The following is a 24,460-nucleotide window of genomic DNA, read 5'->3' on the forward strand; positions in this document are numbered from 1 at the left end:
GCCGCCCGTCTTCACGTACCAACAAGAGTCATCTTCAGCCGACTTAGTAGCTCCGCGATTCTAACTATAGTCCCATATTGCATAAGTGCAATGGTTGACCAATTAGGGTCAAAGTTCTATTTAGTAAGAAGATCCTGAGAGGTAGGTACGACCATGTCTAATTGGGAAGCAATGAGACAATCGGGAACCTGGATGACCATCTGGGATGATCGGATACTCGAGATCATTCGTGATGAAGGTGCAAAGCCTGTTGGTGAATTAGCAAAAGCGGACGCCGTTCGTATTTCTCATTCTTCTGTTTCGCGCCGTTGCCAGAAACTTGCGGATCACGGTCTACTACTGCCGATTGGAAATGGAGTGTACGATATCACGGACGAAGGTGAAGCGTATCTCGATGAGGAATACGACGCTGAAAACGAGGTCTACCTGACCGACAGCGATTCGGTGAACCCGTCTGTTCCGACCGAAACAACTGAAACGTGAATTCGCCCTAGCTATACGATAGCACACCATTTTCTCGTCGAATCCGGCGTTAGATATGGCCGATAGCTACATTTGATAGAAAATAAGACTGTACATGAATGCAAGAGGATCTCTCTAATATTCAGGTCGATGCTCGATGTCAGAACCTCACGCGTGTTATCGAGCAGTTCGTTCACGAACTGAACGTGCAGGCAGGCAAGAAGCACGCAACGGCAGTTATTTCTAGAACCGAAGTTTTCGACGGCAGTAAACTCGGGCAGAAACCAGAACGGTTCATAGAAATCGAACTGATCGATCCAGTCCTACGGGTACTCGGGTACGAGCCGCTGTTTCAACCAACCGGCTTCAACGGACTCGAAGGACAATATCCTGACTTCACCGCTCGAAACCTCGAAATCACAAATCTCGGCGAAGTCAAGAAACCAGGCGCAATTCGAAACGCGCGAAAAGAGTCGTACACGTACATCACGGATGCAACCGATCGGCCCATTCTCGGTATCGCGACTGACGGCCTCGTTTGGATCCTCCACACCGGATCTGAGCCCGGTGAATTACCGACTTGCACAGCTCAAGTCGACATTCAGGAGATTTTCGACAAGGTCCGTCTCGAGCAATGCTACGATCGGGCCGATCGCAGATCGCGTATCGAACTCCGTGGACTCGCGCAAGAGTTCGTGAGAAAATTCAGTCGAGATAGCGTCGTGAAACACGTCGTAGAGACCCAATCAACAGAGACGAAGTAAGAGATGGCAGACCGAAAACCTGCTCGCTGGATGTGCACACTCGATGAACGGATTCTCGAGCACTTAGCAGAAGATTCGTGGTCCTCCCCGAGGCACATGGCCCGAGTAATGCGATTCGATGCTTCCCGTCGCCGGATCGAAGAACGCTGTCAGATGCTTTCGCAGGTCGGTTTGATTGCCCCTCTTTTCGAAGATAGCACTATGTACGAGATTACGAGCGAGGGTCAGGAATATTTGGCAGGCGATCTCGATGTTGAGCATCGGCCCTGGCCGTCAGCTCGGGTGCTACGCGGATGATTCGGGCAAACTGGCCTGTTGAAACCTCTGATTTTGATGCGATTCTCGCGCTGAATAAAGAGCATGAAAACAGCACAGGGAAGACGTTACTTCGTGCACCCGACTTTGTATTGTTGATCACCGGTTTCCGAGTCCGTGAGTCAGTCGAATTCGACTTCAAGTAGGAGATGCTCCGGAACAGCAACGGACTGTTCCTTTGTGACAGTCACCAGCTAGAGCGGCTATACTCGTATTTTGACCAACTCCGCCACCGACGCAATAACAACTGAGAAGACAATCAGATAGTAGACGGTGAAAGAGTACACAGCTGCTCCCAATAGTTCGAAATTCAGAGTGTGACCTATCAGTTGCACATCTATCGTGTAGAGACTAAACCTAGGGAAGAGCTGAAATACTCCTGTGAGTATGATGGTGATGATCCCGATACCGAGAGTGTGAATCGAGATATGGAGGGACTTCTGATAGTACTTCCTGAGCTGCTCACTGTGGTTTGTCTCGCTCGCAAGATAGTGCTCAGATGAGTTCCCCAACATAACTACGGCGTTAATTGTGAATCCAAACAGGATGGCGGTCAAGGTCAAGATAGGAAGCTCTGTAGCTCTTGTGCTGGTGGATAACCAAACACCGGCGATAACGCTCGTCAAGAGATAAATCGCCATCCTAGTCTTGGGGTACCGGAGTTCGTTGAGATAGCCGTCTATCTGTAACGTGGTCCGGATCAGGTTGAGAATCATTCAGTTAGTTTGGCAAACGCTTCGCTGACAGAGGCCTTCCCGGTTGCACTGGTCTCGACAGTCTCTCTGATTGCACGATTACGCCCTTTCCCAATTTTGACCGTGCCGTCTTTAGTACCCTTAATTCGGATCGTCGAAATGAGGTCAGACTGAATCAATTCCTCGAACATCTCGACGTTGTCCAGCCACTCATGGCGGTTAATATCCAGAGTGATTCTGTGTGACCGTGAGATCCGCATGACGGACATGAGCTTATTCATCACATCAACGTTCCCGAACCCATCCTCTTGCCGAATATCGCCGTCCTCAGGTGGCTTGAACAAAGATGCGGTCAGATCGTAGTCATCCTCAAAATCCAACTCTGTCTTCCCGATTGTTGCCGAGTCTTGAATTGATTGGATCGCCTCCGCAGAAAAATGCGGTACGATGTCGAACCCTTTACTCGCGGCAGAAAAGTAGGAGCCAAAGTCTTTCTCAACGACGGCCTGTAGCTCACCATCGACTTTTTTCATTCCAACAAGACCCTTCACAAAGGCTTCCTCTTGCTCTGACAAGATTTCTTGAATCGTCACTTCACCGCCCTCTTGCTCAAACTGGTGGAGCGCACTTCGAGGGTTGGCCTGTTTATAAATGTCTGCAGTCACAGTACCCGTGCTTTTTTTGTAGTTTACGTTATCGACCAAGAGACTAATCGTCTCGTTCTCCATCACACGTTCGAGATTCATCGTCTCAAGACGATTGACGGCCCAGGCGAGATCCTTGTCTACCCCCTTTTCAAACCCATCCAGAGTGGTATTATCGTCCAGAGAGGTTACAGTGTAGACGAGGAATTTCATTGTCGAATTAAGTTACGCGAGTAATAATAATCTTTCTACATTATGACTCGAGCCAGCCATCGAGTAGAGGGTTCACCGCCCCATTTCAGCTTATCCGACCTATGAGGTAGGAATATCAGTTTTCGTCAATGACTCCATAGATACTCAGTTCTGACCGATAACTTCCCTTCGCAAATCAGTCTCATCTCGTGCCACATTCGCGCCTTATATTCAGTCCCTATAACCGATCATCAGTCATGGACTTCAACAGAGCCGGTAAATTCAACCAACAACCAGATTTCCGGCCGCCCAAACCCCAATGACGAGGAACACAGCGAACAGCATCAATACGATCTCCGTTGTGTGCTCGTCAAAGAATCCCAATGTAGACGGTTGATTTGGTTCTGATCTCTTCCGATTCGTTTCTGGTCGCTTGAGCTCACCAGTTGGCTTCACATCTGGGCTTCTCGAGTCGATAGTCTTCTCCTTTCGACGACATTCCAGGCAGAGGTTTTTGTTAGACGGGACTCGGTTTGAGCACTTATCGCAGTACTTCTTCTCTGTTTTCTCGTGCACACCTTGTGATTTGGCAATATTCCCTACCCGCCGGCATGAGTGACAGAGATCTTGACCCTCAGAAACAGGGGTGTTACAATTCAAACACTGTTGCTCAGAAACTTCTCTATCCTCCGATCTCACTCCACCTGTTGTTTCCTTTGTGCTTTTGAGGTTATCATCTACAGTACGGAAATCAGGACCGTGAGTTCGAGCAACCGCTAGAGAAATACAGTCATGGCGTTCTGGAAGTCGATGCTGAACACAAAACTTCCCACCGCAGTAGTTGCAGGTATATATGAGACTCTCCGTTTTTCCGCAGGATTCAATCTCACACTGCCCCATTGTCTGCTATCTAATTTGCAGTGCTAATAACATTTTAGGAGAAATATTAGAGATCACTTGCGAAGGGGAAGAATAGCCAATAGGCGATTTCGACGTTGAACAGCGGCCGTGGCCGTCAGATCAACTTCTTCGTGAGTGTGTCCCCTCTATTTCCAGCCGAAAGTTTTCTAAACAAAGCTGTATTCCACTCCAAAAAATGAACTACATTCGATTGCCTCAGGATTGGGATTCACAAGATTGCATACTCGTTGCCGATGCTCTCGTTCGATACGCCCGCTGGGACTGTGACGGTGATCGCGAAGAGCGAGCGATTGAACTTGCCCACGAAGTCGCTGCGAGCGAAGGTCTGACGCTCGGAGATGCACTACTCCAGGCAAGTAACCCAGCAGGCGACAGTTGAAGCTTTGTATCCGAATTATCGATCCGGTCCGCCTCTTTCACGACACTAAATTCAAAACCACAACACAATTCTGTGTTGTTTTATATCTTATTTATATTTGGATTTAATAGATTTAGATATGTCTTCAAAGTCTGTATGCTGATAGAACCGCTCAGGAGGTCGATCAGGAACTGACTGGCAGTCTAATTTATACTCCTCACCATCAATTATCGCGGTTGATTGAACTACTGTACCAAATTCTGTAATTCTTTCCTCGTCACTAGCTTTGTATGTAACCTTCTCTCCTGCATTTCCTTCGTCAAAGGTAGCTATTTTCTCACCAGAAACATAGATGTTCACTTGGTCAGCACAACCCAATTCGCATTTAAGAGTCACCATAAATCGCAGCGGATCTTTTGTCACTGGGAATGGTGGGCCTGATACTTGTACAGAGGGGTTGTCATCATCTGGTTCCAGAATGTCTTCAACCTCACTATTAATCCGATTTAGCTTTGAATTTCTTTTTTGCCGTTCTGCCATCATCTTGAACCGTGACGCCACCATTCTTTTATGAGGATTATGAAAGGCTCTTGTAAGAGATATTCCTTCAGACGCATCTAATGTGGTTGACAATATCGTTTCTGAGTTCTCTTCCCCTAAGGGGTTTGTATAGATGACATCAAGTTCCCATTCGATTAGTGAAATCTGGGTACTACTGAGCTTATTTACTGCACAAGTAAACGGAGAATGCGTATCAGAAAATGTTGTTTCTGACATCATCTCAATTCCAACATAAGTTAGAAATGTACCTGATTCTCCTGGCTCAAGATCCGCCATTTGTAGTTCTACCTTCTCATCTTTTATTCGATAAAGAGGCGCACGATACGGGTTAAGATTGTAGGTCGGACTAATACACTTTGCTCTAGATTCTAATCTGAGATCGCTCGCATATCCTTTTCCTATATTCTTTATTTCCATATATATTTGATCGAATTCACCTTCGTCCCATTCTTTCCGACGTATGTGTGGAGAATATTCTAATGATTTTAGGTTTTTCTGATCCTCTTGGATGTTTGCTTGCTGAATTTGGATCTCTGTTTGCTCCTCTTGGATTGACTTTTGTTGGTCATACATGATGACTAGAATTGCATATAGAGTGCTTGTTGCAATCACCCCTATGACTTCAATAAGCTGAGCGTCAGTGAAAAAATATGCAAATACACTGACTACCCCTAATACAATCGCAAACACAAAAACGAATACAGTTACACTTGATGATGAACGATATTTCTTGATCACATCCTTGATTAAAGATTTATCCATCAAGTAGCTTATTGGTATTTTGCACGTTCTTTTCACTCTATTCAAATATTCTATAGAGAATATTCACTTGGCAAAAGTATTCCCTATCCATTACAAACCGGATAGTCGTCAGGATCAATGACCGCTACTTCCCACGTCTTTTCGTCCGTCTGCGTCACCCGAACCGGCTGATCTTTCACGTTGCCGTCCTCGTCCACCAAGCCAAGCGCCCGAAGCTCGCTCTTCGGAAGCACGACACCGCCCGACGTACGACCAACTTGAACCAACTTGTGGATCGGCATGAGTTCAAATACTTGCCCGACTCTGCTTAACTATTGGTCTCACCAGTACGAGACTATGATATTCCATTCTCCTTTCTCGACGCACGTGGTCTCGAGCAACGGGGGTCGACAGTCCGGATATGAAACGGTGTCTCTCGTGTGGCGCACCGGTATCGCGGCGGTTCTGCCGCGTGTTCGGGGATAACCAGGGGAACGTTCACGAGTGTCCGGCGTGTTCCGGTCGCTCGCCGGATTCACATATCCAACGGACGGCACCGCCGCAACTGTGATTCAACGCCCAGCCTCGTTGGTAGTCGGCTGCCTCCGACTCGTTTCTGTAATCGCGCTGTTTCCGTGGGTACTCCTTCACGAACTGGCTCACTATCTGGCCGCATTCCCGTGGAGCGGCGATGCGACCCTTTCGGTGTACCCACCTCGCGTATCGATCTCGTTCACGAACCCGAATCGGCTCATCGACCTCTGGGTCGGGCTCGCCCCCACGGTCGTTGGCTACGCAGTCGCGTTCGTCACGATCGTCGGATTGGGATGGTATCCCGTCGTAACCAATCCCGTCGATCTGTATCTGGTGTTGGGCTGGATCGTCTTTGCGACGCCAAGTCCGCGCGACGTCACTGCGTTCTATCGAGAATAGGCCGTCCCCGTCATCGTAACCCTCCGGTACGCATCCACCAGGCCGAGAACAGCGCGACGGCCATCCCGATGATGATCAAGTCCTCGAGGAGCCCGACGAGCTGCCACGGTAACACCGTCACCAGCAGCGCCGAGAGCAGAATCGAGACGACGACCGGGAGCGAGATGTCGCCCGACCAGATCCACAGCATCGCGAAGACGCCGGCGATCAGCACCACGGCAAACACAGGACCGAGCGTGTCCAGGTACGGCGAGAGCATCAACTCGATGATTTCACCCTGCACCAGCCCCTCGAGACCTTCCGTTCTCTCCGGGAGGTCGCTCGGATCCGATCCAGGGACGTCGTCGTACTCGTCGCTCATCGGATTCGATCACCTCGAGCAAACTCGACGAGTGCGAACCCGACGACGACGTACACAGGCGCAGCGATGAACGTCGCTGCGGCCCGCGGAAGGCCCAGGTTGTGCAACACCTGGGGTAAGAAGAAAATCATCCCCGCAACGTCGCGAAGGATGCTCATCGCCCCGTAGGTCAACGCCAATAGACCCTCATCGGACCGGTCCTCGTCGTCGGGAGCGACGTCCCGCAGCTCTTCTTCGGTCTCGTTGACGCGCTCCTCGACACCGACTTCGGTCTCGCCGATGACAGCGGAGAAGCCGATCGCCGACACGAACGCCGTGCTGGCCGCGAGACAGACGATGAACACGGCCAGCGCGCGGGTGCTCATCACGTCCGATCACCTACGTAGAACAGCACCGAGATGACGAACGCGACGACGACCGCCGGCCACGGGATCGGGAACCACCCCATCACAGCCAGCAGGCCGGCGAACGAGGAAACGATCACCGCGCCCATCGAAGACAGCCGTCCGCCGACGATCCCCGCGACGACGACGATCGCCATCGCGGAGATACCGGCCATCGCCATCGGGCCGAGCAGCGGCTCGACGTCCATATCCGTCGGTCCGACGACTCGAGTCAGGTGGATAGTCTCGCCGTCTCGAGTCGCGATCGCCTCGACTTCGTACGTGCGATCACCATCGAGTTCGACTTGGGTCCGGTACTCCCCGAGGAACGAGGGGTGTGTATCACTGAACACCGTCTGTCCGGTCTCGTAGTCGCTGACGGTGATCTGAAGCGGCCGGGTGAGTCCGTCGTCGTCGATCCAGCGGATATCCAGGTCGCCGGTGTCCTCGTCGAACCGGGCGTCGAACTCGTAGCCATCCTCGACCGGCACCGGCCACGACAACTGGCCGATTTCGAGCGGGACGACCTCCGACTCGCTCGCGGTGAATCCGCCGAGGCTACGAACGCCACCGTCGTCACTGACGGCTTCGAGCTGGTAGCGTTCGTTCCGGTTCATGACGACGTCGACGCGGTTGATCGGGCCGAACGTCTCGCTGTGTGCCAAGCGCGTCTCGTTTTCGACGCGCTGGCTCACCCGTAGCGTCGTGTCCTCCGGTGGGAAATCCCCGGTGTGATCGGTGAGTTCGAACCGGACGAGGACCTTGTCCTCGTCTTCTTCGTGGTCGGGAGTGTCTTCGGGGTCGTCCTCGTCAGGTGGCGGGTTCGGTTCCCAGTCTGGCCCGCGTTCCAGATAGACGGTTTCCCCGCCGACGGTCGAGCGAAGCTCAACAACGCGCGGGTAGTAGTCCATCGCGGTGATGTCGAACCGGACGGTTTCGTCGTGAGCCTCGAGGTTGCTGATGTCGAAGACGCCGTCGGTCAGGTTGGTCGTGTAGCTCCGACCGGGTGCCGTGACGTCGACTTTGACCGTTCGATCGTCAACTAACTCGCCACTCGTCGCGTCTCGGATCTCGAGATCGCCAGCAACGCCGAACGAGAAGATCCGCGAGTAGACGACGTGACCCAGTTCACTTTCGGCAACCACGTACCACTCGAGGGATTCGTCGGTCACCGGCCAACTCGTCGAGGCAGTCCCGTTGCTCTCGAGGGTATCCGAGCCGATCAGCTCGTCGACTTCGGGGTCGCCCGTGTCGTAGCGATAGAATTCGACGGTAACGTCGTCGTCGGGGAAGTTCGGGTTGTCGATGTCGATCGACAACTCGACGTCTCCCGAGACGGTTTCACCGTCGGGCGATGCGCTGGAGTCGTAGACGATCGGCGGATCGTCCCGAATCTCGAACGTGTTGATGTCGGTCTGTGAATCGTTCGTCGAGAGGTATGGATCCGAAGCGACGGCATACCACTCGTAGACGCCCTGCTCGTTCGCGTCGAACCACGGTGTCGAGGCCGTCGCCGATCCGCCGCTCTCGTTGACGAACACCAGATCGTCACCGATGAACTCGTCGTCGCCGTCGTAGAACTCGACGTGGACGTGCGAACTCGGGAAGTCCGGATCGGTGACCGTCACCTCGAGTTCGGTACCAGCCGAGACGCCGGGAATGTCGAAGTCGTCGGACGGCGTGGGATTCGACAACTCCGGATCGGACATCGGGACGAACATCCAGGTGTGATCACCTTCCGACGGGAAAGCCGATGTTTCGTCCCAGCGGCGTTCTCCACCGACGTAGACGCGCGTGTCGTAGAACCCGACGTCGTCGTCGGTCGTTATCTCAGTGGTCGCCCACCGACCCTGTTCGTTGGTTTCCATCGAGTCGATGAGTTCCGTTCCGTCTTCGCTCCAGATTTCGACGGTAGCGTTCGGAACCGCCGTGCGGTTCTCACCGTCGATCGGTCCGGGGATGGTTTCACCCTGTGGCAAGTCGACGACCTGGCCTTCGATCCCGGTCGGCTCGTACGTTGGAGTCGTCGATATCGATCGGACGTTTCGATCTAACGCGCTGTTGCTCCAGAACACTTCACCGGTATCGGCATCCGCTCCAACGATCGTATTCCCAGTTCCGATCTCTTCTGCGTACAAGTTATCCCCTGTCTGACCAAACGCCATCGCGTTGGGTCCGATCGAGTACGTCTTCTGTAGGGTGCCGCTATTCTTGTCGAGAACGTACGTGTTGTCACCGTCGCCGACGAACAGCTCGTCGCTCCCCGGCCGGTGCTTCATCGCGTTTGGGGGGCTATCTACCTCCGTGAACGCCCACTGCAAATCCCTGGTATCCCGATCGAAGGCGCTGACATTGTTGTCGTGTCTTGAAGAGGTGTAGATCCCCTCGCTATCGACGTGGAGACCCAACCCACTGCCTGAGTCGAGGTCTTTGATCCAGTGTGGCTCGCCAGACGTCTGGTCAACGTGGACGATTTGTCCGGCGGGCGTTCCGCGCGTTCCGCCGATGATCGCGTACAATTCCCCTTGGGTCATCGCGAGTTCCTCTGGAGATTGATCGTACGGATCGCTTACCCAGTTCAGAGACTGGTCGCCTTTGTCGATCGAGAGGATTCTTGTTCCCTCTCCTGACAGCCCACCGGTCCCTGCGAAGAGTTCGCCGTCGGCCGCGTACAGACTGATCACCTGCGGATACTCTGCACCGTCCCACTCGAACGTCCACTGCTCCTCACCGGTTGTCGCGTCGAAAGCGACAATTTGGCCGCTTTGATCACCTGCATAGACCGTCTCACCGTCCTGTGAAACGGCGCTTGCGGGTACTGGATCGCCACTGATCGAATCAGACCAAAGCGTTTCGCCCGTTTCACCATCGATTGCCGCGACAGATCCGTCACCACCAGTACCAAAGACGACCTCTATCTCGTCGTCGTTTTCCTCTGCAACGGCTACCCCGTCAGTTGCGGTGAAGCCGGTCAATACCAGTGGCCCACTCATCACGCTCACGACGAGCAGTAGTAAGATCGCTATCGGTCGGACGTAACCGACAGAGACCGGCGGTACCGGGACACCGCGAACGCTCATCGAACCACCGCCTCGCGGAGGAACGTGTAGGCGATCGCCCAGAGCGTGAACCCGAAGCCGAGCCCGATCGGCATCCAGATCAGAATCGCATCGGTGACAAGCGATACCGGCACGAAGTCGTTCCCCATCGCCTCGAGTGCGGGGAACAACTCACCGACGAGCTGGCCGGCCATCCAGGTAACGGAAAAGAGGATGACGAAAACGACCATCACGAGAATCCAGGCCAGCGCAGGATGGCTCACGCAGGACCACCCCGTTCGGCGACGGCACGAACGATCCCCCAAGCGATCAGCGATCCGAGCGCCATCGTCGGGATGAACAACCAGAACCGTCGGAGCCAGTGCATCGTGTAGTCGACGCGGTCGGCCGAGTACGCGGGCGTGTCACCGGCTTCGGCCATCACGTGCTGAACGAAGACGTCGAGGACCACCCACAGAAAGCCGATCAACAGCAATCCGGACACGATCATGATCACCGCCCAGGCGATCGCGTACTCGACCGTCTCGCTCATCGCGGACCACCCAACAGCTCGGAGAGTCGATCGACTGGATTGTCGTCGACCGGTTCAGCGCCACGGTCGTCATAGCCGGCGATCTCGGCTGGCCCCCACATCGGGTTCAGCCACTCGCCGAAACCGGGATCGGCCGGTTCGTCCGGGTACCACTCGTCTTCATCGTCTTCGAACTCGAACCTCGGGACTCGAGGCGGCCGACGTGATCCCCCATCTGGCGGCGGGGTCCCCGGCGGGACTGGCGTGTCCGGTGCTGGTCCGCCACCTTCCCCGGGTGGAGGCGATCCCGGTCCGATCAGGCCGGGATCAGGCATCGCGGGCGGCATCTGGTCTTGTTGGGCCTGCCCGATATCCTGCATCTGATCGACGGCCATATCGGCCGAGACGTCCTGAACTGGCTGAACTCCAGTCTCGACACCGACACCGACGTCCGGGCCGACTGCCACGTCTTCCGCTGGATCGATCGCCTCGTGATCGATCGGCGCGGCACCAAGCATCTCGGAGAGATTAGACTCGATGCCGGCGACTGCCGGACCATACATCACGTCATCGTGGAGATCTCTATCACGGTCGGTCGGCGCGACGGCGGTGTCTTCCCACTGGCCCGGCTCGAGGTCATCGCCCTCGAGATCCTGGCGCTGAGCCTGTTCCAACCGACCGCGCTCGCCAGCAACCAAACCAGCCGAACCGGCCATCGCCGCACCCGGCCCGAATCCTGTGGCCGAACCGTCCATCGCGGTCCGAAGGTCCGTCTCCGGCGTTTGCTGTCGAACGGTCTCGACGCCTCGAGCATCGACGTCGGGCGTTTCTCGGCCGAGTTGTGCCGCGAGTTGTGTCTCTCGCGGGGATAGATCCGAATCGGCCTGCGACCGCGGACGAGTCTGCCCAGCGACCGGACCGCTTTGGTCAGTCGCTGGCTCTCGCGAAACCGTTCGGGTGTCGGGACGTGAGACGGTCCGCCCCTCCGGACGTGAGACGGTCGTCGGCTCCCGCCCCGGTTCCTGTCGTCGGCCCGCTTCGATCTGTTCGTCGATCACTCGTTGGCGTCCTCGCTGCTCGGCCGCGCGAATCTCGTGACCGCGTTCCATCCGCCCGAGCATTTCGTCGATGTTCTCGGGGAGAAGGTCGTCCGACCGTTCTCGAGTTCCGGTCGTCCGATCGCGCTGTCTTCCGCTAAACGTCAAATCCATCTGAGCGCGGTCGTCGAGTCCGAATTGGGTTGGCGCATCGGTCCGCCCTGAGGTCGTTTGTGGTCCAGTCGGAGAGCGGCCACGTGCAGCACTTCCGACTCCGCGTGCCACCCCACCGATACCTAACCCTGCGCCAGCCCCACCGATCACCGTCCCAAATGCTTGCATCGGCCGTTCTCGAGCGGCAGAGGCGGCCATCCCTCCCATCGCAGTGGCATGTTCGCCGACGACACCGGCACGTCTCACGGGTTCGGATGGACCATCAGCTACGCCCGCGGCTGTCCATCCAGCGGCTTCGGCCGTTCCAGCCGCCGAATCAGCTAACCCAGCCGGGTTTATTCCCCGGCCCACACCCGAGGCGAATTGCTCTCCTATTTCGTCACGAGGGTCACGTCCTTCGGGAAACGACCTGCCTTGAGGAGGGCTATCTTCGGTGACTTCGTCAGTAACCCCTTCTGCGAGACTCGTCGCAAGCCGTGGGTAGTGTCTTGGTTGGATGAGGGCCTGGCCCCCGGTCCGTCCAACGTCGCGCCCAATAGAATCCGCGACCAGGTCGGCATGTTCATCCCACTGCTCGGCAGCATGTTGGAGTCTCGGCCGAACTCGGCCACCGGTCACCGGTAGCGAGATCTCGTCACTCTGAAGCTCTGCGTCACCGACTCGCTCGGAAACGGTTGCCGGAGCCTGTCCGACACGCTCGACGCCGCCTCGTACACGTTCGCCGGCTTCCTCGAGATTGCCACGCGCTCGATCTGTGACGTCATCGGCGCGGTCGGCCACCTCGTCGACACCGGAGCGGGCTCGATCGGTGGCGTCGTCGACGCGATCGCGAGCGCGATCCCCGGCACCGAACGCGGCCCGGTATCCCGAACGGAGTGCGTCACTGAGCCGGTCTCGAGCCATCAGAACCACCCGGTGAGAAGTGGACCGATCATCAACGAAACCGGCGAGCCGCCGTCGCTACCCATGCTGAAGTAGACCAGCAGACCGCCGACGATGATACCGAGCAACAGGGTGCCGATAACCAGCGCGTAGCTGGGCATCGAACTCTCCTCTTTCGCGAAAAGGTAGCCTCGTTGCTCGGCTTTCACCAGATCCTCGGGATCGTACTTGTGGGGGCTGGCCTTCATCACGTTCCCGAGCTTGACGCCGGCCGCCTCGACCGGCACCTCGACCTCGGTATCCGGATCGGCGTCTTCGACTGTCCCGCCGTCAGTAACACGATGGACCTCTTTCGAGGCTCGAGCGTTCGCGACGCTGGCGACGCCGCCGAGACGGCGATAGGCAAGCGCCAGCCCACCACCACAGAACGATCCGACGCCGCCCTCGCCGTCGAGTTTGAACTTGTGCTTGTCGCCACCCCATTCGCAGGTGATGGCGTTCAGTTCGGGATCGTACTGACCTCCGTAGAGGGTGTAATGGTTGTCGTCGTCTTCGACCAGGACGGCGGTCCCGATCGTCGACATCGCGCGGTTCATGTGCCATCGTGCAAGCTTCTCTCTCAGGTTCATGGTTAGCCGAAAATCTTCTCTTTGAGCGACCTCCCGCTCGAATTCTCGCTTTTCGAGACCGACAGTACGCCGTCGAACTTGTCCTGTTGCCAGCCACCCTCACCGCGGGTCATCCGCGAGACGATCCGCCGAAGATAGCTCTGAAGCAGGTACAGATCGTCAGCGCCGACGGGCTTCTTCTGATCACCGAGGAGTTTCTCGCGAATCTCGCCCTGAATCGCCGACTGATCCGGTGGATGTGACTTCCGAAAGAGGTCCATCCGGTTTAGCACCAGGAGTTCCTCGTTCTCGGCGTGGCCGGCGGGGTACTTCGCGAGCGGGTAGTCCTTCGAAAAGTCCGTCTCGAGCCAGGATTCCCAGCGCTCGTGGATCTTGTCGGCCTCGACGATCGTGTCAACGTACTCGCTGTCTTTCGAGCCCAGCGACTCGGGTTTCGCTCGAGCGCGACGAGCGACGCCGTTGGTCGGGCTTCGGCCGCTTGCCTGTGCGTTCGATGCGGCTCCGGAGCGGTCAGTATTCGTAGTCATGAGTGTCGGGTTCGTGATCGCGGTCGGTCGGGTCGCCGTCCGTCGGAACGCGGTCGGCGATGACTAGGATAATCCAGTACAGCATTCCGACGACGCCGAACAGGCCGATCGCCGTGATTCCGGGCTCGCCGACCGTCTCGAGTGAGTCGCCGGTCGCGACCTGGACGGACGTCGCGGAGAACGCGACACCGAGCCAGCACAGAAACGAAAGCCCGCCAAACAGCAACTCGGCTTCGCGACGGACAACGGACACGTACGCCGCACCGAGTCCCGCCCAGAATAGCGAGAGGAAGACCGGCCAGATCATCGGCCGCCGCCTCCGTACGTACTGTCTCGAGCGGCGATTGCGACCGAGACGACGAAGACGACGAACAGCAACAGAATCAGCGCCCCGAACAACGGTGCCGAGATCGTCTCGAGCGTGCCGAACAGGGCTTGCTCGACGTCGGTTGCCTCACCGTCTCCGGCGTAAAACCCGGCGGCGGCGATGGTCGTAGTCACTCCTAGAACAGCGACGAGTGTCAGCGAGGCGAGTGTCCCGGTGGTCTTCATAAAAAATCAGCAGTGGTGGGTTAGCGTCCCCGTCTGGCGATCCCGCCACCGTTGCCCATGAAGCCGCCGAACGACCCCATGAGCAGTGCGACGACGCCGGCGACGATCGGCACGACGAGCGAAATCGCCGCCAGTCCGAGCGCCGTCGCGAGCGGCGAGGTGATGTCCGACTGATCCATGAACCCTTCTTCGGGCATGATCTCGACGAAGTCGGTGATGATCACCCCCGCCAGCGTGAGGAGAATCCCGCCGATGAGGACGGTCATGATGCCGTTGATCAGCACGTTGTCGAAGTGCTGGTCAGAGAACTCTTCGGCGTGTTCGTTCGCCGCGACGGCCGCCTCTGCCGGGCCGGAAATTCGTCCGACAGTCGCGACGTCCGCGATTCGTTCTTTGAAGCTCTGTTCCGCTTCGGGTTGTGCCACCTCGATGGAAATCTCGGCGGGCGTCTGGCTTGATACAGCCATGCTCGCCGTGTGCTCAAATAGATCTAATTAACTTTTTTCGACCAACAGAAATCATTTCCAAAATGAGGATGTGACCGATTGAGAACAGAAGTGAAATATCAATCAGCAGAACTCCTCAAGGACCCATGGATCAACTTCTTCCTGCGCTACCATCTCACACGACCAATTAATCGGTGGATGGAAAGTAGCATCGTGGTGCATATCATGCCACACTTCCACACGTTCAATTACAGCCGAACCATGTGCAGTATCTAGGTCATTGAGGTGGCAATTAGCAACAAACTCGTGTGGATACTGTGGATAGCTTACTTCAAATTCTCTAACCTCGGCCCCATCATGGCCATTGTATCGAACAAAATAGCGGACGGTGTTGTGTGCCGATTGGTGTCCGGCGTCAACCTCGACACGGGCACAGTCATAAAACGTACATTCGATATTATTTTCCTCGGTGGTATAGGGCCTATCTTGTGCCTGTACGGTTGTTGCTCCAACGGCACCACTACCGAGAGCCAGCAGTACGGTACGCCGTGAAATTGGACTTCTACCCACCATGTGAACCTCTCCCACAGTATAGAACAAATAACCCCTAGTCATAGAATCGATCAATCAAATATCATTGAATCTATGATGTTGTGACCGGTGGGATCGTATCCGTAAGTGATGTCTTTACCGAAAATATAAGACGGGGAATTTGACAGCAACGTCCCATGCAGAGTGCCGATAACGGCGCGATGGTTGTACAGGACGTCCAACAGGCCGCTCGAGAAGCCCGGTTTGCGCTCCGAAATTTCAACGAAACACTGGCGCGACAGCACGAAGAGGACGCTCTCGAGGCCGCAAAAACGACCCTCCACGTCGCGGTGGTCCACTACTGGATTTCGCTCCGACCGTGGGCGGCGACGTCGGATTACTACTGGGATCAAGTACAGATCTACAAAAACGAAGACGGCTGGGTGAAGGGGATGAAGAATCTCGACCCGTGGATTTACTCGGTTGAGACGGTCGAAATCAACCAAGAGGACGCAGTTGAAGGCGAGTCAACAGAGACGAAAGAGGTCGCTCGGACGATGCCCCCGCAGATCGCCGCACGGGCGATCTTAGTGTTAGATCAACTGTTCCGAGATTCGCCGTTCGCCCCTGGTCAGCAAACTGCCCCAGAACGCGAAAAACTCGACCAGCGAGCCGTTCAGCAGGATATTCTGGAGACAAGTGATGAGTAGCGAGACCTTCGATCCGACGGTCGATCCCGAGGTGGCGGGACCGCTTCAAGCACCCGAACCGACGATCTCGACCGACGGACTTCGGACCGAGGGCGCAGTTCGCGAACTCCCTGTCGAGGACTTCGAACGGTCTCAGTCGACGTTCGACATTCACGAGTTCATCGAACGGCGGCGGGCGAACGATCGGGACGTCCGAATCATCTGGACCGGGCGAAACTCCGGTGTCGGGCTCGGGAAAACGCAAGGCGCGCTTTCGGTGGCGAAAGCGCACTATCCGGAGTTCGATGCCGAGGAACACGCGACGCTCGACTCACGAGAGGCGATTCATCTGCTCCGAACAGCGCCGATGGGTGCGGCGTTGCTTCTCGACGAGATCGGACAGATCGCTGACGCACGCCGAACACAGCAAACCGAGTCGGTCGAACTCACGCAGTTGCTTCAGATGTGTCGGTATCGCCAGTATCTGCTTCAGGCGACGCTCCCGAGCGTTCGTGCGCTGGATATCCGACTGCTCGACATGGCAGACCTGCGCGTCCACGTTACCGAGCAGGGCCAGGCCAAGGTCTTCCGGTACGACATTCCGGACTCCGATCCGACGGGTGAGATGATCCCCAAGATTCTCCAGTATCTCGAGTGGGATCCGATCGACGAGGATCCAGATTACCAGATCCTCAACGAGATGAAAGAAGAGGTGTACGAGGGAATGGGTGAGTCGTCGTTTATCCATCGCGACGAACACGAACAGATCGTCAAAGAGACTGAAGAAGATGCTGAACGGGAAACGCGAAACGAGATACTGACCAACATCTACGAGCGGACCGAACTCACGCAGAAGGACATCGGCAACGCAATCGGCCTCTCGAGGCGACGGGTTGGCGAGATTGTCAATGGCGAGTGAGTGGCGACGACCAAAACCGACAGACTGCGTTTGATTTTCGTGTTTTTGTGAGACCGCAATAGAGAGAATGTCGCCACTCGTCGAGAACAAAACCGCAAGACGGCACAAAGGTCGACAGTCGAGGGATGGCGGCGGCGACGATGCCCAGTATACTATACTATGATGTAGACCGGTTGGGATCGGGTTTCGGTTCCTTGGGGGGTCCATTCGCGTCTGTACGTCGCGCTCGGCCGTTCCCGCCGACGCTCGAGTGAGAGCAACAGTTTTCACATCGGGTTTGACACACCGCTACCAATGCCACAGGACAGTAATGGCGGTGGCTGGTTCGACGATCGTCCCCAACAGGCGACGCTCGACGTCGGCGACGCCGCCCAACGAACAGCGAGACGAGCTGAACGCGGCGGCGAGATTGCCGGCTCCGAGGCCTTTGTCAACGTCGGTGAGGCAACGATCGATCCCGGCGAACAGACAGCACTCGTCGAGACCTCCGAGACGATCGAGGGGCAGGCCGATCTGTTCGGTGACGACGCAACCGTCGTCGAAACTCCCGACTGGACCGAACCGCCCGTCGAGGCTGAACCGGTCCCCCTTGAGGAGAACATCGCGGCGGCGGAGCAAGCCGGTGTCCTCGAGCCGCTTGGACCGAACGGTGACGCCGAGCACGCCCCGGCCGACGTCTTCGAGCCCGATCCGATCGAAATCGAGTTTCACTCGCTCGATGCGGCGAATGCGATCCGCGATCGGTATCCGAATGCGCTCGACGACTCCGACAGCCGTCGAACGAAGACGGTCCGCGTGTGGGGCAACGCGCCCGACGACGTCGTCGACGCGATCGCGCTCGAGGCGGCGGAGAGTCGAGCGCACCGCGCCGATCAGTTCGGTCAGGTCGAACTCACTCGAGCCGAGCGCGCCCAGCTCGAGAATCGTCGCGACTGGGACGGCCGGATGCTCTTTCACGCGCAGTCAGCGAAGGCGGTCCTCCAGGGCTCCGGAGTCGACGACTGGATCGCCTACTACGATCCGCAACTCACGGTCGACGAACATCGCTCGATCGCCGAACAGGCCCGTCGCGACGAACGTGGCGCGCGGATGGACGAACACGCGCGAGAAGGTGCGTTCGAAGCGATGGCCGCCGGTGCCGTTGGTGCGCCGGTTCAGCAACGGCAACGTGCGTCCGATGCAGTGATCGAACTCTGCATGGAGATTAGCGACGAACACGATCCCGAGGTGTTCCGTGCGATTCTGGCCGGCGAGGATCCAGGCGTCTCGAGCGCTCGAATCCGACGGGCAAAGGAGACGATCGAGGATATCCGTGCGGAGTTCGGCCACGAGTTCGTCGAGCGAGCTGCTGAGGAGTGTCACCGCGAGCGGCGGCCAGCGCCTGAACCGCTCGAGCCGGTACGCTTCGAGCGTGACATCCGAACCGGATGGTTCACGCCGCCGGACCCACGCCCTGACCCAGTGATCGGTGTCGATCGATCAGCTGCGACGGGAAAGTTCGTAACCCAGGAACGCGAGCCTGCAGGTGTTGGGCGCGGTGAGGATTCTGGTCGCTTCTGGCCCTTTTGATACGCAGTGAGAGAGTCATGAAAATCTTCTCAAGATTGTTTCACGTTTCGGCCAACCAGATGAGTGTAAATTAACTCCTGTCTCTTGAATTTTATTAGAGATGAGAATTAGAATAAATTGTGCTGGAAGAAGACGTGTATCTTGAGTGAACCTGAGGTCAGGTTAAACATCCATGTATAGTCGATATAGTTCATGGGAGTCAACGACTTTCGGGGTTTCTCCATCGATGGGTAGCTTCTTACCTGTACCATCCAACTGACCTGTTAATGCCTGACCATTATGATGATGCTACTCTCGACGTCGAAAAGGAACGGTGGTACTGCACCTACTTTTTGGTCAATCAGTACAATCGAGTCAAAGATTGGGAAGTAACCAAGGACGCTCACGATCACACTGCCGAGATTACAAGGGACCTGATGCGGGCGCTTCTCGAAGCACAGAAGTTCAACGATGAGGAATTAACGGCACTCAAATCAGTCATTCAGCTTTCAGGCACAATCGGTATTGAAAAAACTATCGAACGTATCCGTGACACCGAAATTGAATCTCCCAAAGTGGAGACCGTCATCGAGGGGATTCGGGATAGCGAGGGGTGCGGGATCGTCGGCGGAACCGCTTATCCCGCGAGTGTGCCGGACGACGAAACGGAAGTGGTGCTCCTGGAGTCATTCGAAACACTACTTGTAGATTCGGCTACGAACGAGGAGCGGGACGAAGCGGTTAGGACGGTACTTGATCTCGATCTTCAGAACGTGGGCCTCGGCACGCTATCGCCAATATTCTCCCTGCTTCACCCGGAACGGTATCCGATTGTCAACGACCAGATCACCAGCACCCTGGAGGTTTGTCTCGCTATCGATATACCCGAGGACTCAACGCGATACTTCGATGCCATTGAAATCCTCGAGGATGTGCGGAGTGACTTCGGATTCCGTGACCATTACCGACATCTGGATAACTTCTGCTACTGGGCAAACGGCGACACGGACACGACCGACTGGTATGAAGCAAATGATATTCCGAACCGAACAGTGTGGCAACTCAACGCCGGCCATCAGTCGGATGGTGGCCCAGATTCCCTTTGGCCCGCTTGGAAAGAACATGGTGTTTGTTCGATTAGCTGGGACGTCGGCGACCTCTCAGAACTGTCGATGGCTGAGCTTACGGATCGATCGTCCGAATATGACAAAGAGCGTGTGGAGAACTACCTGAAGCGCTTTCACAATGAACTCTCCGCCGGCGAGATCATTGTCGCGAAGGATGGTGGGGAGATGCTCGGGATCGGCGTACTCGGCGCGGACGGTTACTGGTACGATCAAACATATCTCGACGAACGCATCGACGGCGTGTCGGTAAGCCATCCACACTATCGATCCGTCGAATGGATTGTCGTTCCGTCCGGGGATCATCCGCGCACTCAACAGTGGAATACGGGGACTGGTCTCTCCCCTCGACCAACGCTTGATCGAACGAACGCGTTCGAGGAACTCCGTTGTGCGCTCGCAAATCGTGAACAGAACCTGGGGAACGACCTGATTAAGCTCGACCGCCGGAGTCTGGCCATCCGTAACGGAGACGATAGCCCTAAAAAAGACTGGATTAACGAGGAACCAATCTCTCGGGTTGCAGACTACTACTGGGTTAAACAGAATCACAACCCCGATGAAATTGAGGATGAGTATCTTGAGGCGGAACTTGACCAGTATTGGGCCCATGATCTACGGAAGTTGGAACCAGGGGATACGATCATCCACTACAGAGAAGGAGAGTTAATCGGATCATCGACTGTTACGACACCAGCGTATCGCCGGGTCGAAGACGACACCGAATTCCAACGGGTCGATGTCGACTTCGATTCCTTCGAGTCTCCCGTCAGCTTTGCTTCGATCTTCGAGCAATTGCTCGAAGAAGACTATCGATTCGAGCGACACAACCCGGTGAATCCGCAGGGGGTGAATCAGGATTACTTATTTCCTCTTCCTGATCGCGCTGGTCGGTATTTGGTCGAACAAGGCAGCACACGTGTAGACGATGACCGACTCGAGGATCTGCTTTCTAACCCGCTATTTGCTCCCAGCATCCCCCAGGACCTTTATTACCCACCAGAGCAGGCGTCACAGTTAACTGCACAGATGCGTGCGGCGATAAACTCAGGTAAACATATCATTTTCACCGGTCCGCCGGGAACCGGGAAATCCGAACTTGCTGAAGCTATCTGCGAGCACGCGGTCACGAATGGAGCCGTCGACGACTGGATATTTACAACGGCAACATCCGAATGGACCGCATACGATACAGTCGGCGGATATATGCCCATACAGGATGGGTCAGTCGATGGCCTTGAGTTCTCCCCGGGACAGTTCTTACACTGTTTTCGCTCGCGTGAGGACGACATCGTGAATCGTTGGCTAGTGATCGACGAACTCAATCGCTCGGACATCGATAAGGCGTTCGGTCAGCTTTTTTCGGTGCTGACAGGCGACTCCGTCGAACTACCGTATGACGGATCCGGAGACGAAAAGGAGCCGATCCGTGTCGAATGGGTTGACGACGGTGTCGATGCGGACAAGCGTTCGCGTATCGCGAGGAATCCGAACCGTTACCCGATGACACCGTCTTGGCGGCTTATTGGGACGATGAACACCGCCGACAAGGCGTCGCTGTACGAGATGTCCTACGCGTTTATGCGCCGATTCGCATACATTCACGTCGGGATTCCGCGCGCACGAACGAATGAGGGTTACGCGAATCAATGGTTGTTCGATCCCAAATACGAATCTGATCAGGATCCGAGCAACTACGCTACGGCGTGGCTCGCGGCGGCCGACGCCGACAAATCGGGAAGCCTTCAGGAGACGCTTGAGGAGGTTGCAGCACCGCTGGCGGTTCTATGGGCGAACCTATCTGAGAAACGACCAGTCGGGCCCGCTATACTCCACGACATCGTCACCTATGTCGATGCCTACGATATCGAGGGGAGTTCGACCGGTGCGGCGCTCACCGACGCGATTATCGCGCTTGTGCTGCCACAGCTCGAAGGAATGCGACCTGACGAGCGAGATGTACTTCTCCGTGGACTCGACACTTCGCGTGAACGGCTATTGGATCCCAACGGCGACGAGGAATCAATCGCTGCTGGCCAGGCACCAGGACTAGAAACAGAGCGCCTGTACCGAACAGCAGAAGACATGTTCGGCATCGATCTGACCGATGAACAAGACAAGTCGTAGCAACCTCGCAGAGACGGTTCAGCGCGATCTGGTCGCGTATCTTGGAAGTGGGCGACCAATCAATCAGCGGGCAGTGACCGAGCAGCTAGACGCAACCGGCCTCTCGATCAGCGATTTTGATCGTCTTAAAAGAATCCACTTCACCCTCTCAGAACCAGTTCGGGACTACCTCGATGAACTGCCAGAACGACTACGTCGGGTTCGAACCGCGAACAACGTCGAACGCGAGCAAGTTCACGGCGAGGTTCGAGGAGGGGTGGACTGGGGTCAGACGTACCGTGCACGCTACGCGGAGAACCCTGACGATCGTTCGAGCTTCATTACGCGATCAACGTACACCGAGTACCAGCTTCCGGAGAACATCCTCCTGAAGACGCTTTTGAGCATACTCGCAGAGACGGTTAGAACGGATCTCGCGGCCATCGACCAATCGTGGCGACGTGACGTGTGGTCGGACACCGATGTAAAGGCGTTCGTTCGACGTATTTCGCGGAATATCCACTTGAGTCGGATCGATGCCGATGAAGATACGCCCGTCGATGCGACACACCTCGAGGCTGCCCGCCGATCCAGACAGCCACTATACTACGAGGCCTACGACCTCTATCAGCAGTACGACAGACTCCGAAATAACGAATTTGATGATCCGCATGTCCGAGAGGTCCTATTCGAGACGCTATTCGTTCCCGACACTCCAACGCTCTTCGAGCTTGCCTGCGTTTTCAGGCTACTTCGATCCTTGGAAGAGGAATACGATGTGACTCTTCACCCGATCGAAGGCGAGAGCGGCGCGATTGCGGAACTTCGGAACGAACGCTGGCAGGTCGAGATGTTTCATGATGAGACGGGACCACTGACTTTCAACGAGATGTTGCCGGAGGATCCGACCGACGAGTATCTCCGTAAGTATGGGCGAGTCCTTGATCGCCACAGGGACTTTCTGGGGCGTGAAAGCCGTCGTCCCCTCTATCGAGGCAGACCAGACCTCGTAATAATCGTCCGTAAACGGGAGGAGAAGAGAGAGACACCTAGGAAGATCGTACTCGGTGAGTTCAAGCACTCGTCAAGTCAGAGCGTGTTATCGAACGCTGTCCAAGAAATCTTCGAGTATCTCGAATACGCGCGTCCTAGTAGGTCAGCGTCTCACCGATGGGATACGGATGGATATGTAGTGGATGATGACTCGGTAGACTTCGAGGGACTCGTAATAACTGATGGGAACCAACCTGAGGACCCGCAAGATGACGTCGTACATCTGGAATATAGGTCGATCACAGAGTCAGTCGAGTCAGGGCATATTCTTGATCTGTAATCGATAATGGTGCCAGATTAGATTGATTTAAACAACTCTCATGGTGTGACATGGTGAGTGAGGTGACTTTTAGCGAATTTTCTGTCCTTATTGAAACCCCCAGTTGATGTTTAATTCCTACAGTACTGTTGTCGGTTAGTCACAAAAATGCAAACCGTCTCATGAGGTCCTCATTTGCACTAATCCGTATTGACACCGATTTCAGTATTAACCTCGAATGTGACAGCCCTCGTCGAAAGTGTCTCGGCAATCTCTCGACGTTGCTCGAGTGTGAGATCGTCGCGAGCGAGCACTTTACGAGCGGCTTCGACGAACTGAGGAATATCGTCGCAGGCACTCACCACGGCTGTCGTCCGGTTGCAGTCGTAGAAGTCGGCCGCTCGTTCGATCACATCTCGCCGGTAGGCGTAATCGCCGTCAGTTCGAATTCGCATACTCGTACACACGACCCCCGATATCCTAGTTTTTTCGACTCACTCAACCCCCACTATTGGACCAAAATCGGCTGTAAGTGTCGATCAGTCAGAGAAATGCGGTGGTTTGAACGAATTTCCGACTCGAGATATGCACACCGAATCACGCGGTTCGTGTGCATATTCGAGGATCGGATTCTGTCGACGTACAACCCCTGGGGGGGAGCCGTACATTGAGGTCTGCTTTCTCAGAGCCCATGTATACCTCAAGTAGGTCTCGTGACAGATACAGATTTGGACTCAGTGCTAATGCTTCCAGTATATATTTGAGGCATCCAATATCGATACCACGCACTCTCGAGATATCGTTAACGCGGAGGAATAGCAATAGTATTATGTATAAAACGACATATCCTTGTTAGTCAAATGACCCTAATTTCTGAATTAATTACGCAGGTGCCTATTCTTGCGCTAGTTATCATAATTCTTGGAATCCTCACTCTCAACCAATTTCTCTGGCATAGACGACAACTCCAAATAATTCAGAAGACAGACTATCGGCGGCCCGGCACTAAACCACCGTCTCAGATACCTCAGTCAATCGGTATTGGTTTAGTGATATTTGCAATTGGATTGGGAGGTATGGTTGA

General features: G+C 55.5%; 28 protein-coding genes. 10 read left to right on the forward strand and 18 right to left on the reverse strand.

Going from position 1 to position 24,460, the window contains the following annotated elements; all coding sequences use genetic code 11:
• The first annotated feature begins 171 nt into the window (after positions 1–171).
• The 3 genes from AB7C87_RS17005 (at position 172) to AB7C87_RS24270 (ending at position 1,523) form a co-directional block, all read left to right on the forward strand.
• Positions 172–483, forward strand: a complete 312-nt coding sequence (locus AB7C87_RS17005) for a winged helix-turn-helix domain-containing protein (protein WP_369730720.1) — start codon at positions 172–174, stop codon at positions 481–483.
• Positions 484–581: 98 nt separating this feature from the next.
• Positions 582–1,226 carry a hypothetical protein gene (locus AB7C87_RS17010; RefSeq protein WP_369730688.1) on the forward strand — a complete coding sequence of 215 codons (645 nt, stop codon included), beginning with the start codon at positions 582–584 and terminating at the stop codon, positions 1,224–1,226.
• A 30-nt stretch (positions 1,227–1,256) separates the two neighbouring features.
• Positions 1,257–1,523: a winged helix-turn-helix domain-containing protein gene (locus tag AB7C87_RS24270; protein ID WP_502260629.1), complete on the forward strand. Its 267-nt coding sequence runs from the start codon at positions 1,257–1,259 to the stop codon at positions 1,521–1,523.
• Between the two features lie 221 nt (positions 1,524–1,744).
• Here AB7C87_RS24270 and AB7C87_RS17015 read toward each other — a convergent pair whose 3' ends face one another.
• The 5 genes from AB7C87_RS17015 to AB7C87_RS17035 form a co-directional block, all read right to left on the reverse strand.
• Positions 1,745–2,257, reverse strand: a complete 513-nt coding sequence (locus AB7C87_RS17015) for a hypothetical protein (RefSeq protein ID WP_369730689.1) — start codon at positions 2,255–2,257, stop codon at positions 1,745–1,747.
• Positions 2,254–3,093, reverse strand: a complete 840-nt coding sequence (locus AB7C87_RS17020; protein WP_369730690.1) for a hypothetical protein — start codon at positions 3,091–3,093, stop codon at positions 2,254–2,256. Before AB7C87_RS17020 ends, AB7C87_RS17015 begins: the two co-directional genes overlap by 4 nt.
• Positions 3,094–3,354: 261 nt before the next feature.
• A complete protein-coding gene (locus AB7C87_RS17025) occupies positions 3,355–3,972 on the reverse strand; it encodes an AN1-type zinc finger domain-containing protein (protein WP_369730691.1) in 618 nt (205 codons plus the stop codon).
• A 487-nt stretch (positions 3,973–4,459) separates the two neighbouring features.
• On the reverse strand, positions 4,460–5,674 hold the full coding sequence (locus AB7C87_RS17030; RefSeq protein WP_369730692.1) for a hypothetical protein: 1,215 nt from the start codon (positions 5,672–5,674) through the stop codon (positions 4,460–4,462).
• Positions 5,675–5,757: 83 nt separating this feature from the next.
• Positions 5,758–5,955 (reverse strand): DUF8053 family protein, encoded by a 198-nt coding sequence (locus AB7C87_RS17035; protein ID WP_369730693.1) that lies wholly within the window; start codon positions 5,953–5,955, stop codon positions 5,758–5,760.
• A 119-nt stretch (positions 5,956–6,074) separates the two neighbouring features.
• On the opposite strand from AB7C87_RS17035, the gene AB7C87_RS24225 reads away from it, so the two are divergent.
• Together AB7C87_RS24225 and AB7C87_RS17040 are read left to right on the forward strand one after the other, a co-directional pair.
• Positions 6,075–6,224, forward strand: coding sequence for a DUF7563 family protein (locus AB7C87_RS24225; protein WP_440590512.1), 150 nt, complete (start codon positions 6,075–6,077; stop codon positions 6,222–6,224).
• A complete protein-coding gene (locus AB7C87_RS17040) occupies positions 6,221–6,586 on the forward strand; it encodes a hypothetical protein (RefSeq protein WP_369730694.1) in 366 nt (121 codons plus the stop codon). Before AB7C87_RS24225 ends, AB7C87_RS17040 begins: the two co-directional genes overlap by 4 nt.
• A gap of 10 nt (positions 6,587–6,596) precedes the next feature.
• Here the strand turns inward: AB7C87_RS17040 and AB7C87_RS17045 are convergent, their stop codons facing one another.
• The 12 genes from AB7C87_RS17045 to AB7C87_RS17100 all read right to left on the reverse strand — a co-directional run bounded on the left by AB7C87_RS17045 (position 6,597) and on the right by AB7C87_RS17100 (position 15,720).
• The gene (locus AB7C87_RS17045) at positions 6,597–6,947 is read right to left on the reverse strand and encodes a hypothetical protein (RefSeq protein WP_369730695.1); all 351 of its coding nucleotides are present in this window, start codon (positions 6,945–6,947) and stop codon (positions 6,597–6,599) included.
• Positions 6,944–7,312 (reverse strand): hypothetical protein, encoded by a 369-nt coding sequence (locus AB7C87_RS17050; RefSeq protein WP_369730696.1) that lies wholly within the window; start codon positions 7,310–7,312, stop codon positions 6,944–6,946. The genes AB7C87_RS17045 and AB7C87_RS17050 overlap by 4 nt, the downstream gene beginning before the upstream one ends.
• Positions 7,312–10,323 (reverse strand): outer membrane protein assembly factor BamB family protein, encoded by a 3,012-nt coding sequence (locus tag AB7C87_RS17055; RefSeq protein ID WP_369730697.1) that lies wholly within the window; start codon positions 10,321–10,323, stop codon positions 7,312–7,314. The genes AB7C87_RS17050 and AB7C87_RS17055 overlap by 1 nt, the downstream gene beginning before the upstream one ends.
• Before the next feature lie 83 nt (positions 10,324–10,406).
• Complete coding sequence (locus tag AB7C87_RS17060) at positions 10,407–10,652, reverse strand: hypothetical protein (RefSeq protein WP_369730698.1); 246 nt, start codon at positions 10,650–10,652, stop codon at positions 10,407–10,409.
• Positions 10,649–10,921, reverse strand: coding sequence for a hypothetical protein (locus tag AB7C87_RS17065; protein WP_369730699.1), 273 nt, complete (start codon positions 10,919–10,921; stop codon positions 10,649–10,651). Before AB7C87_RS17065 ends, AB7C87_RS17060 begins: the two co-directional genes overlap by 4 nt.
• Complete coding sequence (locus tag AB7C87_RS17070) at positions 10,918–12,111, reverse strand: hypothetical protein (protein ID WP_369730700.1); 1,194 nt, start codon at positions 12,109–12,111, stop codon at positions 10,918–10,920. Before AB7C87_RS17070 ends, AB7C87_RS17065 begins: the two co-directional genes overlap by 4 nt.
• 902 nt (positions 12,112–13,013) lie before the next feature.
• Positions 13,014–13,589, reverse strand: a complete 576-nt coding sequence (locus tag AB7C87_RS17075) for a hypothetical protein (RefSeq protein ID WP_369730701.1) — start codon at positions 13,587–13,589, stop codon at positions 13,014–13,016.
• A gap of 35 nt (positions 13,590–13,624) precedes the next feature.
• On the reverse strand, positions 13,625–14,149 hold the full coding sequence (locus AB7C87_RS17080) for a hypothetical protein (RefSeq protein ID WP_369730702.1): 525 nt from the start codon (positions 14,147–14,149) through the stop codon (positions 13,625–13,627).
• Positions 14,133–14,456 carry a hypothetical protein gene (locus tag AB7C87_RS17085; protein WP_369730703.1) on the reverse strand — a complete coding sequence of 108 codons (324 nt, stop codon included), beginning with the start codon at positions 14,454–14,456 and terminating at the stop codon, positions 14,133–14,135. The genes AB7C87_RS17080 and AB7C87_RS17085 overlap by 17 nt, the downstream gene beginning before the upstream one ends.
• Positions 14,453–14,650: a hypothetical protein gene (locus AB7C87_RS17090; RefSeq protein ID WP_369730704.1), complete on the reverse strand. Its 198-nt coding sequence runs from the start codon at positions 14,648–14,650 to the stop codon at positions 14,453–14,455. The genes AB7C87_RS17085 and AB7C87_RS17090 overlap by 4 nt, the downstream gene beginning before the upstream one ends.
• Positions 14,651–14,721: 71 nt before the next feature.
• Positions 14,722–15,168 (reverse strand): hypothetical protein, encoded by a 447-nt coding sequence (locus tag AB7C87_RS17095; protein ID WP_369730705.1) that lies wholly within the window; start codon positions 15,166–15,168, stop codon positions 14,722–14,724.
• Between the two features lie 102 nt (positions 15,169–15,270).
• A complete protein-coding gene (locus AB7C87_RS17100; protein WP_369730706.1) occupies positions 15,271–15,720 on the reverse strand; it encodes a hypothetical protein in 450 nt (149 codons plus the stop codon).
• 155 nt (positions 15,721–15,875) lie between these two features.
• On the opposite strand from AB7C87_RS17100, the gene AB7C87_RS17105 reads away from it, so the two are divergent.
• From AB7C87_RS17105 to AB7C87_RS17125, 5 genes are all read left to right on the forward strand, one after another.
• Positions 15,876–16,388 carry a hypothetical protein gene (locus AB7C87_RS17105; RefSeq protein ID WP_369730707.1) on the forward strand — a complete coding sequence of 171 codons (513 nt, stop codon included), beginning with the start codon at positions 15,876–15,878 and terminating at the stop codon, positions 16,386–16,388.
• Complete coding sequence (locus AB7C87_RS17110) at positions 16,381–17,286, forward strand: hypothetical protein (protein ID WP_369730708.1); 906 nt, start codon at positions 16,381–16,383, stop codon at positions 17,284–17,286. Before AB7C87_RS17105 ends, AB7C87_RS17110 begins: the two co-directional genes overlap by 8 nt.
• Before the next feature lie 294 nt (positions 17,287–17,580).
• Positions 17,581–18,855, forward strand: coding sequence for a hypothetical protein (locus AB7C87_RS17115; protein WP_369730709.1), 1,275 nt, complete (start codon positions 17,581–17,583; stop codon positions 18,853–18,855).
• 266 nt (positions 18,856–19,121) lie between these two features.
• On the forward strand, positions 19,122–22,085 hold the full coding sequence (locus AB7C87_RS17120) for an AAA family ATPase (RefSeq protein WP_369730710.1): 2,964 nt from the start codon (positions 19,122–19,124) through the stop codon (positions 22,083–22,085).
• Entirely contained in the window at positions 22,066–23,397 is a 1,332-nt protein-coding gene (locus AB7C87_RS17125; protein WP_369730711.1) for a hypothetical protein, read from the forward strand. Before AB7C87_RS17120 ends, AB7C87_RS17125 begins: the two co-directional genes overlap by 20 nt.
• 179 nt (positions 23,398–23,576) lie before the next feature.
• Here the strand turns inward: AB7C87_RS17125 and AB7C87_RS17130 are convergent, their stop codons facing one another.
• Positions 23,577–23,831 (reverse strand): DUF7692 domain-containing protein, encoded by a 255-nt coding sequence (locus AB7C87_RS17130; RefSeq protein WP_369730712.1) that lies wholly within the window; start codon positions 23,829–23,831, stop codon positions 23,577–23,579.
• Between the last annotated feature and the right edge of the window lie 629 nt (positions 23,832–24,460).

The organism is Natrarchaeobius versutus (assembly GCF_041205745.1).
Lineage (GTDB): Archaea > Halobacteriota > Halobacteria > Halobacteriales > Natrialbaceae > Natrarchaeobius > Natrarchaeobius versutus.

Bases quoted from the DNA above. Each gene is read 5' to 3' on its own strand.
- AB7C87_RS17005 (WP_369730720.1), top strand. From the start codon at position 172: ATGAGACAATCGGGAACCTGGATGACCATCTGGGATGATCGGATACTC.
- AB7C87_RS17010 (WP_369730688.1), top strand. From the start codon at position 582: ATGCAAGAGGATCTCTCTAATATTCAGGTCGATGCTCGATGTCAGAAC.
- AB7C87_RS24270 (WP_502260629.1), top strand. From the start codon at position 1,257: ATGTGCACACTCGATGAACGGATTCTCGAGCACTTAGCAGAAGATTCG.
- AB7C87_RS17015 (WP_369730689.1), bottom strand. From the start codon at position 2,257: ATGATTCTCAACCTGATCCGGACCACGTTACAGATAGACGGCTATCTC.
- AB7C87_RS17020 (WP_369730690.1), bottom strand. From the start codon at position 3,093: ATGAAATTCCTCGTCTACACTGTAACCTCTCTGGACGATAATACCACT.
- AB7C87_RS17025 (WP_369730691.1), bottom strand. From the start codon at position 3,972: ATGGGGCAGTGTGAGATTGAATCCTGCGGAAAAACGGAGAGTCTCATA.
- AB7C87_RS17030 (WP_369730692.1), bottom strand. From the start codon at position 5,674: ATGGATAAATCTTTAATCAAGGATGTGATCAAGAAATATCGTTCATCA.
- AB7C87_RS17035 (WP_369730693.1), bottom strand. From the start codon at position 5,955: ATGCCGATCCACAAGTTGGTTCAAGTTGGTCGTACGTCGGGCGGTGTC.
- AB7C87_RS24225 (WP_440590512.1), top strand. From the start codon at position 6,075: ATGAAACGGTGTCTCTCGTGTGGCGCACCGGTATCGCGGCGGTTCTGC.
- AB7C87_RS17045 (WP_369730695.1), bottom strand. From the start codon at position 6,947: ATGAGCGACGAGTACGACGACGTCCCTGGATCGGATCCGAGCGACCTC.
- AB7C87_RS17050 (WP_369730696.1), bottom strand. From the start codon at position 7,312: ATGAGCACCCGCGCGCTGGCCGTGTTCATCGTCTGTCTCGCGGCCAGC.
- AB7C87_RS17055 (WP_369730697.1), bottom strand. From the start codon at position 10,323: ATGAGTGGGCCACTGGTATTGACCGGCTTCACCGCAACTGACGGGGTA.
- AB7C87_RS17065 (WP_369730699.1), bottom strand. From the start codon at position 10,921: ATGAGCGAGACGGTCGAGTACGCGATCGCCTGGGCGGTGATCATGATC.
- AB7C87_RS17070 (WP_369730700.1), bottom strand. From the start codon at position 12,111: ATGGATTTGACGTTTAGCGGAAGACAGCGCGATCGGACGACCGGAACT.
- AB7C87_RS17075 (WP_369730701.1), bottom strand. From the start codon at position 13,589: ATGAACCGCGCGATGTCGACGATCGGGACCGCCGTCCTGGTCGAAGAC.
- AB7C87_RS17080 (WP_369730702.1), bottom strand. From the start codon at position 14,149: ATGACTACGAATACTGACCGCTCCGGAGCCGCATCGAACGCACAGGCA.
- AB7C87_RS17085 (WP_369730703.1), bottom strand. From the start codon at position 14,456: ATGATCTGGCCGGTCTTCCTCTCGCTATTCTGGGCGGGACTCGGTGCG.
- AB7C87_RS17095 (WP_369730705.1), bottom strand. From the start codon at position 15,168: ATGGCTGTATCAAGCCAGACGCCCGCCGAGATTTCCATCGAGGTGGCA.
- AB7C87_RS17100 (WP_369730706.1), bottom strand. From the start codon at position 15,720: ATGGTGGGTAGAAGTCCAATTTCACGGCGTACCGTACTGCTGGCTCTC.
- AB7C87_RS17105 (WP_369730707.1), top strand. From the start codon at position 15,876: ATGCAGAGTGCCGATAACGGCGCGATGGTTGTACAGGACGTCCAACAG.
- AB7C87_RS17110 (WP_369730708.1), top strand. From the start codon at position 16,381: ATGAGTAGCGAGACCTTCGATCCGACGGTCGATCCCGAGGTGGCGGGA.
- AB7C87_RS17115 (WP_369730709.1), top strand. From the start codon at position 17,581: ATGCCACAGGACAGTAATGGCGGTGGCTGGTTCGACGATCGTCCCCAA.
- AB7C87_RS17120 (WP_369730710.1), top strand. From the start codon at position 19,122: ATGCCTGACCATTATGATGATGCTACTCTCGACGTCGAAAAGGAACGG.
- AB7C87_RS17125 (WP_369730711.1), top strand. From the start codon at position 22,066: ATGAACAAGACAAGTCGTAGCAACCTCGCAGAGACGGTTCAGCGCGAT.
- AB7C87_RS17130 (WP_369730712.1), bottom strand. From the start codon at position 23,831: ATGCGAATTCGAACTGACGGCGATTACGCCTACCGGCGAGATGTGATC.